Origin of the sequence: Rhodocytophaga aerolata (genome assembly GCF_030503435.1) — a bacterium.
Lineage (GTDB): Bacteria > Bacteroidota > Bacteroidia > Cytophagales > 172606-1 > Rhodocytophaga > Rhodocytophaga aerolata.
Map to the genome: position 1 here is coordinate 116,888 of NZ_JAUKPO010000014.1, position 13,353 is coordinate 130,240.

Here is a 13,353-nt window from a genome sequence, read left to right on the forward strand (position 1 = left end):
AAATAAACAAATATCTTCATTCGTACATTACAGAAGTTTTTCTAGCAACAGAAGATGACTAAAATAACTCAATACATTAAAGACGCTAATACCAAAACACTTTTTTCGTTTGAAATTCTGCCTCCCTTGAAAGGAGAAAGTATTCAAAGTTTATTCGAGGCCATTGATCCATTAATGGAGTTTAAGCCGCCATTTATTGATGTAACTTACCATCGGGAGGAATATATTTATAAGAAGCGGGAAAATGGACTGTTAGAAAAAATTTCTACACGTAAACGTCCAGGCACAGTGGGTATTTGTGCGGCTATCATGAACCGGTTTCATGTAGATGCAGTACCCCATATAATTTGTGGTGGTTTTACAAAAGAAGAAACCGAAAATGCGTTAATAGACCTGAGTTTCTTGGGAATAGAAAATGTACTGGTGCTTCGTGGCGACCCTATTAAGACGGAACCTGCATTTAGCCCGGAACCAGACGGCCACCATTATGCTACGGAGCTCTTAAAGCAAGTAGTGAATATGAACAAAGGCATGTATCTGGATGAAGAAATGAAAACACCGATTGCTACTGATTTTTGCATAGGGGTGGCAGGTTACCCGGAAAAACATTTTGAGGCTCCTAACCTGAAAACAGATATTAAATACCTGAAAATGAAGCAAGATCTGGGAGCTGATTATATTGTAACTCAGATGTTTTTCGATAATAAAAAATATTGTGACTGGGTAAACAAATGCCGTGAAGAAGGAATAACCATACCAATTATTCCAGGCTTGAAACCCATTACTACCAAAAAACAAATTACGGTATTGCCCCGCATATTCCATATTGATATTCCGGATGAGCTGGCAGAAGCTGTAGAAAGTTGCAAAACCGATGCAGAAGCTAAACAAGTAGGTGTAGAATGGTGCATTCAGCAATCAAAAGATCTTATGAAGTTTGGTGTACCGGTATTGCATTATTATTCCATGGGTAAATCCGACACCGTTAAAAAAATAGCTTCGGCCCTGTTTTAATTTGAAAATTTGAGAATGTGGAAATTTGTAAATAGTTTTCATTTTCACATTCTTACATTTCCAATTTTTTAAATTTATGAAGATTGTAGAGTGTCCACGGGATGCCATGCAGGGATTGCCAGAGTTTATTGATACAGATACTAAAGTGGCTTATATCAATAAACTGTTAAGGGTAGGCTTCGATACAATTGATTTTGGCAGCTTTGTTTCGCCAAAAGCTGTTCCACAAATGCGTGACACAGCCGAGGTAGTGGCAAAACTAGATCTAACTCAAACAAATACTAAACTATTAGCCATTGTAGCCAACCTAAAAGGTGCAGAGCAGGCTATTTCTTATCCTCAAATAACCTATCTGGGGTATCCACTCTCTGTCTCAGAAACCTTTCAGCAAAGAAATACTAACAAATCCATTGCCCAGGCATTAAGGGAAGTAGAGCAAATTCAACAGTTGTGCAAGCAAACCAACAAACAACTAGTGGTATATCTTTCTATGGGGTTTGGTAATCCGTATGGAGAGGAATATAATCCGGTTATTGTACAAGATCTGGCTCAGCAATTAGTACAACTAGGTATTCAAATTATTGCGCCATCCGATACCATTGGTTGTGCTACTCCGGAATCTATTTATGCCTTATTTACGGCGCTGGTGAAAGCTTTCCCAGATACAGAATTTGGTGCACATTTGCATTCTACACCGGATACGGTTACCGAAAAACTGGATGCTGCCTACAAAGCTGGTTGCCGGCGTTTTGATGGAGCTATAAAAGGTTTTGGCGGCTGTCCTATGGCTACAGATGACTTAACCGGAAACATTGCGACAGAAAAAATGATTGCCTATTTTGAAAGCTTATCAATTGATTTGTCTCTGAACAAAACTATATTTAATGAGGCATATCAATATGCACATAAAATTTTTGGAAATTAGAAGCCGTATTTCATCTCTTTATTTTCATGCAAAAACCTATTATTGTAGATATATTTATTCCTTGTTTTGTAGACCAGTTAGCGCCGGAAATTGGGTTTAATATGGTAAAAGTACTAGAAAAAGTAGGCTGTATCGTTAATTACAATCCTGATCAAACCTGCTGTGGGCAACCGGCTTTTAATGCCGGCTACTTTGATGAATCAAAAGAGGTAGCCAAAAAATTTCTGAAAGATTTTCCGCATGCCGACCGCTACATAGTTACCCCGTCAGCCTCTTGCGGTGGTATGATCCGCAATGCCTACGAAGACTTATTCGATAAAAATTCTCCGCAGTTTGATGATTGCCAGCGGGTTCAAAAAAATACCTATGAGTTTACAGAGTTTTTGACAGATGTCTTAGGCATCAATCAAATAGAAGGAGCTAAACTTTCTGGTGTAGCTACCTACCATGATTCTTGCAGCGCCTTGCGGGAATGCCAGATAAAAGAAGGGCCTCGTCAACTGTTAGCCGGGGTAGAAGGCCTCGAACTACGGGAAATGGTAGACAATGAAACCTGTTGTGGATTTGGGGGTACTTTTGCCGTAAAGTTTGAAGCTATATCCGTAGGAATGGCTGAGCAAAAAGTGTTGCATGCAGTGGAAACCAAAGCAGATTATATCATATCCACAGATTATTCCTGCCTCATGCACCTGAATGGCTATATCAATAAAAATAACATGGCTATAAAGGTGATGCATATTGCTGATGTGTTAGCTAGTGGCTGGTAACATCTGTTAAAGAGTTATATACCAGCTGATACTAATTGATCAGACTATACTAAATGAAAGAAATCATCCACTCTTCTTATGATGTAGTAATTGTTGGCGGAGGGCACAATGGATTAGTGTCGGCATCTTACCTGAGCAAAGCCGGCCTGCGTGTGTTAGTGGCTGAAAAGAATGCATATTTAGGAGGAGCTACGGTATCCAAAAAAGTATTTCCCGACTATGAGGCCTATCTTTCTGTATACTCCTACCTCATCAGCCTGTTTCCGCAGAAAATCATACAAGATCTGCAATTAAGTTTGCCATTAAGAAGTAGATCAATCAGTTCTTTTACGCCATTTACTGAAAATCAATCCCACAAAGGGCTACTTATCAGCAATACATCGGAAGAAGTTACCAGACATTCTATAGAAGCTCTTGCCGGTGCAAAAGAATACAGAGGTTACAGAAAATTGTTGGCAATGGAGCAGATATTGGCTGATACTATCTGGGACAGTTTTCTTCAGCCCTTACAAAGTAAAAAATACTTTGAAAAACAGTTCGTTACAGCACAGGAGAAAGCTATCTGGCAGTCTTTTGTAGAAGAGCCGCTAGGTAAAACTATTGAAGCTCATTTACATCATGACATATTATGTGGAGCTGTGTTTACAGATGCTAAAATAGGGGTATTTACTCACCCGTACGATGAAAGTTTGTTGCAGAACCGAACATTCCTTTACCACATTATTGGCAACAGGACTGGTGAGTGGAAGGTGCCGCAAGGAGGAATGCAAACGTTACTGAATGAGTTAACCCGTGCAGCTACCTTATATGGAGCCACCCTGGTAACCAATGCCTTGGTAAATCAACTGAATACAGGAGGCAAACAACATACACTATCAATTGAGTATGCGGGAAAAATATATGAAGTGCAAGCTAAATATGTATTACTGAATGCAGCTCCACAAGTATTGGATAAATTAACAGGAAGAAAGCAGGAAAGCAAAGATGAAGATGAGGGAGCGGTATTCAAAATAAATATGCTTTTAAAGAAATTACCCAACTTAAAAAATACAACAGTTAGTTCTACAGATGCTTTCACTGGCACATTTCATATAAATGAGGGCTACCAACAAATGAAGCAATCGTATGAAGAAGCTAAATCCGGTAAGTTGCCGGCTATCCTGCCTGCAGAGATCTACTGCCATACCCTTACAGATACCTCCATTCTTTCGCCTAATTTGGTTGCACAAGGCTACCATACATTAACTCTATTTGGATTAGATACACCTTATTCTTTATTTGCTGGCCCAGATGAAAAAGTTATTTCACATGAAGCATTAAAGCGTTTTTTAGCGGGTTTGAATGAATTCCTGGATGAACCTATAGAGGCGTGTATAGCGCTAGATTCCTTAGGCAACTTGTGTTTAGAAGCCAAGAACCCGCTTGATATTAGCCTTGAATTAAGTATGCCCCAGGGAAATATTTTTCACAATGCCTTAAGCTGGTTTTTTAGTGAACATAAACAAGAGGAAGGTACCTGGGGTGTAGAAACAGACATCGAGCGCCTCTATATTTGTGGTTCAGGAGCCAAAAGAGGAGGTGCCGTTAGCGGTATTCCGGGCCATAATGCTGCCATGAAAGTATTGGAGCTGGAAGGCAGACTGTGAGTTTTAACTTTTGCTTAGAATTACCTCCAGCTGATTATTTTTAATTATTTCTAGCCTTTTTACTGAAGAATAAGAACTTTTTCTTATCAGCCTGCTCCTGAGATTCAACGGGCGCATCGGTTGTTTCAGCAGAGGCAGACACTACTTGTGTGGTAGGTGCAGGTAACACAGCCGCAGGTTCTGCTACAGCCGGGGTAGATAGTTGAGTGACAGGTATAGAAATTGTTTTGTTTTTTTGTAATTGTGCCACCTCTATCGGCTGTACAGCTTCTATAATAGTAATAAGTTTTACTTGTGTGCTCTTGGTAGATAAGGTAGTTTGCTGCTTACTTTGAACTGTCTCAAACAGCTGAACACTTACCTGGAGTGTATCCAGACGAGGCGTATTTCTAAGGGTGATAGCTTCTTGTTGTTTCTTTTCAAAGGCTATATTGTCTGCAAAAAACAGTTGATCCACAGCAATAGTATTTGCTTCGGCAGGTGTGCCTCTCTTAAGAATTTTATAGTACAACGAGTATCCTAGCAATGAACCTAAAATTACAGATATAGTAAAATGAAAGAAGTTCTTCATAGAAAGTTTAGTTCAGGTTGTTAGAAAATATTCTAAATATTACATTAGATATACTTTTTAATAAAATCAATTATTAATTTCCAAGGTACTGGTTAAAGTAACCACATAACCAGTATCATATTTATAATAACCACATTTACAATGTTTTATAAAAATGAACCAAGTCTGTAAGTAAAGAAAGGTAGGAGTATGCTTTGTAATAAAATAGCAATAAGTTTGCCATAGATAGTACACGGTACTAAAGAAATAATAGTAGCTTTGTAGAAATAAGAACAGATCAATGAGAAGATATCTGGCAATATTCATTCTTTTGGCTTTCATCTATTCCTGTAGTGGATACCGGTCAAGACCACAGCCCTGGCAGCCCAAACAGCATGGTGGGATGAGTAATACTAAGAAACCGAAAGGCTACAGAAGATAAATTATCAGGTTTGGTAGCTGCATCTATCCAAATAGGGAATCATCTACTTTTTGTTAACACGCATTAGCATAGATAAGAAGGATTTACAAAGTTCTTATTAGTTCAGGTTCTGTCTACTGAAAGAATTTCGGTTTAAATTATTATTAGTCATAGTTGCATGCTGTGTAGTAGATTTTTCTAAGGAAAATCATCCAGCCATCCGGGTTACATTTCATAAGATTCATCATAAAAAATACAAACTATACTTATGTGCTTATTTGAAGCAATAGATAAGTATTGATTTTTTGTAACCTTCTAACCATATTATTTATGAAAATTAGTTGCTTCGTCATTTTTGCCGCATTATTTCTAGCGGTAAATTCTGTTTCAGCTCAGGGGCTGAATAAGTTAATGAGAAAAGTAGAAGAAAAGGCTGATAAAGCTTTAGACAAAGCCGTTAGTAACAAGGCTGAAGAAAAAGTTGGCTCTGCTACCGGTAATTCCTCCACAAGTACCACCCGAACAAAAGCTCAGAATAAGGGTGGTGGGTTGGTTACCACTCCACCAGATGTAAAACAAAACCTGGCCGATGCAGAGACTTCTTATAAGGCTGGAAGCTATGGGGAAGCACGGTCTGCTGTACAACAAGCTATGATGGGGGTAGAAATGGAAATAGGCCAAAGTATTCTTAAATCGTTGCCGGAAACGATTAGTGGATTGAAAAAAGATGCAAGTGCCGACCAGGTTGCCAGTACTGGTTGGGGATGGGCAGGATTAACTATTCAGCGGGTATACACAGGAGATAATGATAAAGAACTCACTGTAACCGTGGCCAATAATTCTGCTTGGATGTCAGCTGTTAATATGTACATGGCTAACGGAACTTACAGCCAGACAAGTAATAGTGAACAGAATTGGAAACATACCAAAGTAAAAGGATATAAGGCTATTATTGAATTTAGTGAAGATAGTGGTTATAAATTGAGTGTACCTCTGGGGCAGTCCTCTTTACTTGTATATGAAGGAGTAAATTTTGCCACAGAACAGGAGGTAATGGCTGCCGCTAATTCTCTGGATATAGATGGAATAAAAAAGAAACTTGGTGAACAATAATGCACATTGCTCAACACCATTCCTTAGTATACTTTCATTCTATCACCCAATATCAGGTATATCAACTTAACTGCTTCTAAACGAACATAGTATTATGAAAAAGATATTCTTTCTGTTAGTAACCTTAACCATTTCAGCTTCTGCTTTCTCACAGGAATTTTCCAAAAACCTAACCGCTGCCCGTACATCGTACACGTCTAATAACTTAAGTGATGCCAGATTTGCTATGGAGCAAATGCTCCGGGATTTGGATGTGGCAATTGGCAAAGAGATTTTAAAAATGCTGCCAGAAAAAATGGACGCTTTAGCTGCCATTACAAAAGAAGATAACGTAACTGGCAGTGGCAATGCTACCGGCTTATTTGTACACCGTACGTATGGCGCGGCACAGAAAAAGGCTACTATAGATATTGTTAACAACTCCCCGATGATTAACTCATTAACAGCTTTACTTTCCATGCCATTTGTAGGCGCTGCAAAGGATGCAAATCAGAAAATTGTGAAAGTGCAGGGGTACAAAGCGATACTTACCAAAAATGAGAACACTGATACTGGCAAAACAGGCTACGATTTACAGGTTCCAATGAACAATACGCTGCTTACCTTTACCATGGATGAGGCTGCAGAAGCAGACGTACTACGTCTGGCAAATGATATTCCCCTAGCAAAGATTGCTCAAATGGCACAATAAGTATATTATAGAAAACGACAGATCATAAATTAAAAAGGGAATACAAAATACTTGTATTCCCTTTTTAATTTGCTTTCAGTAGGCTAGCTTACTTATTATCTCCTTTTTCAAGTTTAAAACTAAATGTTGTTCCTTTGCCCATCTTACTTGTGACACTCACTTTAGACCTGTGGGCTTCTATAATGTGCTTTACTATAGCCAGGCCAAGCCCAGTTCCACCTTGTTCTTTAGACCGGCTTTTTTCTATACGGTAAAATCTTTCAAATATCCTCTTTAAATGTTCGGGTTCAATACCAGGGCCATCATCTTTTACAGATACAATCAAATGTTCCTTATCAGAATCAAATGATACAAGCACTTTCCCTTCTTCCCTCCCATATTTTATAGCATTGTCTATCAGATTGGTCATTACCTGAGTAATTCTATGCCGGTCTGCGTAGGCCCACACAGGCACACTCATTTTTTTGTCGAACTTTAACTGTACACGTTTAGCCTCTGCTTTTTCCTCTAATTGCTCAAAAATATCAGAGGTCAGGTGGCCAATATCAAATTTTTCGTAATGCATCTTAATATCTCCGGTTTCCATCTGCGACAAGGTCAACAGGTCTTTTACCAGTGCATCAAGGCCATCAAGGCTTTTGGCAGCCTTATCTAAAAATTTATCACGTACACTTTTATCGTCAATGGCTCCATCAATTAATGTGTGAATAAAGCCTTGTGCAGCAAAAATGGGAGTTTTTAATTCATGCGAGACATTAGCCAGAAACTCTTTGCGAAAATTTTCCAGCTTTTTTAGCTCATCAATCTCCTGTTGTTTCCGGGTAGCATAGGCAAAAATCTCTTCGTTCAGCCTTTTTAGCGGATTAGTATCAATGACTATCTGTTTGCGGGGTAGTTTAAAATCCTTCTTTTTGACTTTGTCAATTACCGTGAATATTTTGTTGATTTCGCGGAACACCAGAAACTCCAGCGAAAAGTAAAAGAGGAGGAAGGAAGAAGCAAAAGCAATACTAAAAGCTACAAAAAGGGCAGAGCCAGGCGTGTCTTTTATTAGAGACAGAAATGCAGTAGTAATAATGGCAACAGACCCAGCTAATACAAAGGCAATACCTTTCGGACTAAATAGCATTAGCTTTTGTGAATAGAATACTTATAAAACTAAAATTAATCGTTAAGATCAAATTTATACCCAACACCTTTTACGGTTTTAATATATCCCTCCCCAATTTTTTCCCGTACTTTCCGTATATGTACATCTACCGTTCGGGCAAGCACATATACGTCTGTTCCCCAGATATTTTGTAATAAGTCATCCCGGCTGAATACTTTGTTGGGGTTTTGAGCTAGGAAGAATAATAATTCAAATTCTTTTTTTGGAAGAGTAATAGGCACCCCTTTATTAAACACCGTATAACTTTTCCGGTCAATCATTAAATCGCCAATAGTAACCTTATCGTCAGATTTAGTCTTTTTAGATTCCCGGCGGAATAGAGCGCCAATACGGCTCATCAGTGCTCTCGGCTTGATAGGTTTGGTAATATAATCATCAGCACCAATATCAAAAGCCGCTACTTCTGAATATTCCTCTGCCCTGGCTGTCAGAAAAATAATGTAGGTACTGCTTAGTTCAGGCATTTCCCGCATCCGCCGGCCAGTTTCTACGCCATCTATATTGGGCATCATAATGTCCATAAGGATCAGATTTGGAACAAAATCTTTAGCAACTTCTAAAGCTTTCTTGCCATCTGGCGCAGTTTTAACCTCGTACCCCTCTTTAATTAAATTATATTGTAGTAGTTCTAAAATATCAGGCTCATCATCCACGACAAGTACTTTGTGAGATTGAGTGGTGCTCATATAAAGAGTAGATGGGATTAGGTACGCAAGTTAAAAGGTTATTTATTAAAAACATAGGCCGCTGTAGAAATTTTAGCTTTCTACAGCGGCCTATGTTAGACGAAATGTCCGATATGGTTGTTTATATGCGGTTTTAGCTTTTTAGAAGTTTTTTTAAGAAGGCATCCAGTTGCGGACCTCTCAGGCCTATGGCGGCTATTTTGCCATCACGGTCTACTACAAAGGTAGCGGGTATTGCCTCTACACCATACTGGGTGGCTGTTTCCCCCTGCGCATCTAATCCATGGTAAGGCCAGGTTAATTCATCTTTGACAATCGCTTTTTTCCAGGCCTCTTTGTTGCGGTCAAGCGAGATACTAAAAAATGTAAATCCTTTATTTTGGTAGGCATCATACATTTCTACATTGAAAGGATTTTCTTTGCGGCAGGGTCCACACCAGGAAGCCCAGAAATCCAATACCACTACTTTTCCTTTCAGCGAGGATAATTGTATAAGTTTGCCATCCACATCGGGCAAGGAGATGTCGGGTGCCAGCTGACCAATTTTTGGGATAGTGGCTAATACTTTGGTTGGTGTACCTACTTTAGGTAGATTGGTTTTTCCGGTGAAGGAAGAAACAGCTAGTGCTAAAGTACATATAAGTAACAAAGATAATTTATACATAAAGAATGAATTAATAGAAATGAATGTCGTTTTTAAGGCCTTTGTGTTTCTTCAGTTCAAGCACAATAGCTCCCAGGAAGAAATCAGCTTCAACTTTAATCGGAATTTTGTTCTTATCGTCAGAAATATAGACACTTATTGAGTTTTCGTCTTTAAACAACTGGTTAGGAGGCATAACTGGAGTTACCCGTATACACTTAATTTTTCCAAACCTTGTTTTAACTTCTTCTCTCCCTCGAAAACGTACTTTAAAGTCATAAAATTCATCATCGAAGAATGCTTTTACAGCAATTGTATCACCATCCGAAAATTTGTTGAAGTTTAACGTCCGTAAAAAATAGTAGCCACTGATTAAATCCTGAACATTATTAGGAATGCTGAATTCCTTTGTTTCCTGATTTTTTTCTTCCGAACGGACCGTTCTTTTTAAGTGGTCAAAAAAAACCGTTTCCTCTTTGCGGTATTTATTCTCCTGAATATTGGTGTAGAACTTTTGTGGAACCAACGCACTGGTATCAATATAAGACCGCCAAGTGTCTCGAACTTTATAGCCAAGTTCAAAGGTGCCTGATGTTCTTCCGAAAACATTAACTTTATAACAAATCCGGTTATTTACTTTATACAAGGTAGGGCTCACCTCTACAATGCCTTCGCCTATATTTAAAAAACCATAATGTACCCTATACTCCAGAACTTCACCTGCAGTAAAACTCTCATTGGAAATATGCCTGTAAGAATCTTTCCTGATGAATCCACAGATTACCGCAACAAGGATCGCATAGGTTAATAATCTCTGCATGTACGAAATAAATTTCACTTTTTTCTCTGAAACAAAAGTTATACCAGTTAACCAGTACTCTCAGACCTGGGATGCTATGTAAAAATACATATTTCAATCAATACCTCTCATTACTAAAACTTCCTCTTTATGTGATTATTATGTAATATAGTACCCATTCATACTAAAAAATTAGTAGCTAAAAGGACTATGCTCCTAAATTGAAGGATATGTTTTTTTTAGATACGTTAAATATTTTTTGAAATTTGAATTAAATTTTGTTGCAAATTCTTCTTCAAACTGGTTTTGTTTAGATCGGTATCGTATGTAACTCATAAAGAAAGCATTATTAGGTAAAGGTTCTTCTTTTGTATTGTTACGGGTTACAAGCGCCTTTTTAGTTGTACCAGAATAAGTCAGGGTATCAGTAGTATCCATTATCTTTTGAATGAGCCCATTTTTCAAGTTATCTTTTGTGACTTTATCCATCTTAGGAGTGAAGCTTTTGTATAAACTGTCAAGTAGGTCTGCTCCATGCAAAATATGTTGTATATATTTGGCCTGGTTATTTCGTGAGTTAGTATATGTTTTGTACTCGGCAGATTCTTCGCCATACTTATATCGCAAAAACTCACGTGCACCATGGTCACCTACAAAGCTGGCTAAGTTTTCGTTATAATCAACATTACTCTTTATATACAAAGTAGCATGGGTCAGTTCATGAATAATTAAATTAGCCAGTTGGCCTTCTTTCTTTTCAAGCATACTACTAAGGATAGGATCGCGAAACCAACCTAGTGTTGACCATCCAGCTACTTCATCTATTTCGGTATCATAACCCTGTGCTTTAAGTTGATTTTCTTCTTTCACTGCTTTTTCATGGTCGAAAAAACCTTTATACGACACACTACCTAACAGAGGAAACTTCCATTCTTTTGCCTCCAGAGCATATGGCTCGCTTGCGGTAACCACCCATAATATAGGTTTTCCTTTCTGATCAAATACGGTAGTATAGTTTTTAGAATCGTTTATACCTAATGAATCTATGGCAAATTTCCTTATCTCTTGTATAAGAAGTAGTTTCTGTTTGAGTGAATCTGGAAAAGCATGATCTGTCAGATACTCTTTCAATGGACGTGCATTATAAATAATACGGAACTGGCCATATGCCTGGCCTAATCCATACCAAATAAGCTGATATTGCCATACAGCTAGAAGCGCTACACCAAGTAAAATACTATAGAAAACTTTCTTTACCACTTCTGATTCAGTATAAATTTAAACTTTGTAAACTAAACCTGACTGATACTTCAATCGTTCGCTGGCCGCTGGAAAATAATAACTTATTTATATATAAGCGGCTTGTAAACAATACTTTATATTTTTTTAAAGCATTGTGTATTTTATAACTAACCTATCTGCCAGTATATTTTTTTAATTTTATTAAAGTCAACTATCCGGTAATACCTTTTCACAATTCTTTAAATTAAAAGTATACCATTGGAAACGATACCATGTATGAAGTTGTTATTTCTTCAGGCGTATAAGTAACAACTTTATAAATATTCATTTAATTAGTTAACCATTTTCTGATTCATCCCTGATAAAAAGTTAAATTGAATTTAATATACTTATGGTATTGTTTACTTTCCTTAGCAAGCATTATTTTACATTCGTTGGATAATATTTTTCAACATTTCTTGTATATTTTTCTTTGATTTAAGAAAAAATGTGTAACTTGTTACTCAATTCCAATTACAGATAATTAACTATCAACACAAACATTTTATAGAATGACTGATAATTCAGCAAAGTTAAAAGCCTTACAAACTACCATCGAAAAACTAGATAAAACGTATGGAAAAGGCACCGTAATGAAGCTTAGCGACGAAAAGATAGTCGATATTCCTGCTATTTCTACTGGTTCTCTGGGACTGGATATTGCTTTAGGTATTGGTGGTTTGCCTCGCGGAAGGGTAGTTGAAATATATGGTCCTGAATCTTCCGGTAAAACTACACTTACGATGCACTGTATTGCAGAAGCACAAAAAAGTGGAGGTATAGCGGCTTTTATTGATGCAGAACATGCTTTTGATAAAACCTATGCAGAAAAATTGGGTATTGACACAGAAAACCTGCTCATTTCCCAACCTGATAATGGTGAGCAAGCGCTTGAAATTGCTGAACACCTGATTAGTTCTGGGGCAATTGATATCATTGTTATTGACTCAGTAGCTGCTTTGGTACCTCGTGGAGAATTGGAAGGAGAGATGGGAGATAGCAAAATGGGTTTACAAGCCCGTTTGATGTCTCAGGCTTTGAGAAAATTAACCGGTGTAATTAACAAAACAGGTTGTTGCTGTATATTTATTAACCAGTTGCGTGAGAAGATTGGGGTAATGTTCGGAAACCCTGAAACCACTACCGGGGGTAATGCTTTGAAGTTTTATGCTTCTGTTCGCTTAGATATCCGCCGGATTGGGCAAATTAAAGAAGGGGCCGACAATATTATAGGTAACCGTACAAAGGTGAAAGTAGTAAAAAATAAAGTAGCTCCTCCATTCAAAGTAATTGAGTTCGACATTATGTATGGAGAAGGTATTTCTAAAGTAGGTGAAATTCTGGATCTTGGTGTAGAATTAGAAATAATTAAAAAGTCAGGTTCCTGGTTCTCTTATGATGGAAATAAATTAGGGCAAGGTAGAGATGGTGTCAAAAATATTCTACAAGATAATCCGGAGTTGATGAATGAGATTGAGGCAAAAATCCGGGCAAAGATTAAAAATGGGGAAGCTACTATTCCTGAAGAAAAAGTGCCGGCAGGTGCTAAATCTCCTGTAGAGAATTTTGAAGACGAAGCATAGATTTTTATAATAATCTGCTACAATAAAAAACCTCCGCAATCCGGAGGTTTTTTATTGCAGTCT

At 37.8% G+C, this 13,353-nt stretch carries 13 protein-coding genes; 7 read left to right on the forward strand and 6 right to left on the reverse strand.

What is annotated here, in order from left to right:
• The first annotated feature begins 54 nt into the window (after positions 1-54).
• The 4 genes from metF (at position 55) to Q0590_RS21530 (ending at position 4,352) form a co-directional block, all read left to right on the forward strand.
• Positions 55-1,014: a methylenetetrahydrofolate reductase [NAD(P)H] gene (gene metF / locus Q0590_RS21515; RefSeq protein WP_302039670.1), complete on the forward strand. Its 960-nt coding sequence runs from the start codon at positions 55-57 to the stop codon at positions 1,012-1,014.
• 76 nt (positions 1,015-1,090) lie between these two features.
• The gene (locus Q0590_RS21520) at positions 1,091-1,939 is read left to right on the forward strand and encodes a hydroxymethylglutaryl-CoA lyase (RefSeq protein WP_302039671.1); all 849 of its coding nucleotides are present in this window, start codon (positions 1,091-1,093) and stop codon (positions 1,937-1,939) included.
• 26 nt (positions 1,940-1,965) lie between these two features.
• A complete protein-coding gene (locus tag Q0590_RS21525) occupies positions 1,966-2,706 on the forward strand; it encodes a (Fe-S)-binding protein (protein ID WP_302039672.1) in 741 nt (246 codons plus the stop codon).
• A 53-nt stretch (positions 2,707-2,759) separates the two neighbouring features.
• Entirely contained in the window at positions 2,760-4,352 is a 1,593-nt protein-coding gene (locus Q0590_RS21530) for a phytoene desaturase family protein (protein ID WP_302039673.1), read from the forward strand.
• A 40-nt stretch (positions 4,353-4,392) separates the two neighbouring features.
• On the opposite strand, the gene Q0590_RS21535 is transcribed toward Q0590_RS21530, so the two are convergent.
• On the reverse strand, positions 4,393-4,923 hold the full coding sequence (locus Q0590_RS21535; RefSeq protein WP_302039674.1) for a hypothetical protein: 531 nt from the start codon (positions 4,921-4,923) through the stop codon (positions 4,393-4,395).
• 730 nt (positions 4,924-5,653) lie between these two features.
• Between Q0590_RS21535 and Q0590_RS21540 the strand changes: the two genes are divergently transcribed.
• Positions 5,654-6,436: a hypothetical protein gene (locus Q0590_RS21540; protein WP_302039675.1), complete on the forward strand. Its 783-nt coding sequence runs from the start codon at positions 5,654-5,656 to the stop codon at positions 6,434-6,436.
• Positions 6,437-6,530: 94 nt separating this feature from the next.
• Positions 6,531-7,127 (forward strand): hypothetical protein, encoded by a 597-nt coding sequence (locus tag Q0590_RS21545; protein WP_302039676.1) that lies wholly within the window; start codon positions 6,531-6,533, stop codon positions 7,125-7,127.
• A gap of 88 nt (positions 7,128-7,215) precedes the next feature.
• Here Q0590_RS21545 and Q0590_RS21550 read toward each other — a convergent pair whose 3' ends face one another.
• The 5 genes from Q0590_RS21550 to Q0590_RS21570 form a co-directional block, all read right to left on the reverse strand.
• Positions 7,216-8,256: a sensor histidine kinase gene (locus tag Q0590_RS21550; RefSeq protein ID WP_302039677.1), complete on the reverse strand. Its 1,041-nt coding sequence runs from the start codon at positions 8,254-8,256 to the stop codon at positions 7,216-7,218.
• Positions 8,257-8,291: 35 nt separating this feature from the next.
• The gene (locus Q0590_RS21555; RefSeq protein WP_302039678.1) at positions 8,292-8,984 is read right to left on the reverse strand and encodes a response regulator transcription factor; all 693 of its coding nucleotides are present in this window, start codon (positions 8,982-8,984) and stop codon (positions 8,292-8,294) included.
• A gap of 133 nt (positions 8,985-9,117) precedes the next feature.
• Complete coding sequence (locus Q0590_RS21560) at positions 9,118-9,648, reverse strand: peroxiredoxin family protein (RefSeq protein ID WP_302039679.1); 531 nt, start codon at positions 9,646-9,648, stop codon at positions 9,118-9,120.
• Between the two features lie 10 nt (positions 9,649-9,658).
• Positions 9,659-10,447, reverse strand: a complete 789-nt coding sequence (locus Q0590_RS21565; RefSeq protein ID WP_302039680.1) for a DUF3108 domain-containing protein — start codon at positions 10,445-10,447, stop codon at positions 9,659-9,661.
• A gap of 195 nt (positions 10,448-10,642) precedes the next feature.
• Positions 10,643-11,686, reverse strand: coding sequence for an aminopeptidase (locus tag Q0590_RS21570; protein ID WP_302039681.1), 1,044 nt, complete (start codon positions 11,684-11,686; stop codon positions 10,643-10,645).
• A gap of 533 nt (positions 11,687-12,219) precedes the next feature.
• Here Q0590_RS21570 and recA point away from each other — a divergent pair.
• Positions 12,220-13,290, forward strand: coding sequence for a recombinase RecA (gene recA, locus Q0590_RS21575; protein ID WP_302039682.1), 1,071 nt, complete (start codon positions 12,220-12,222; stop codon positions 13,288-13,290).
• The last annotated feature ends 63 nt before the right edge of the window (positions 13,291-13,353 follow it).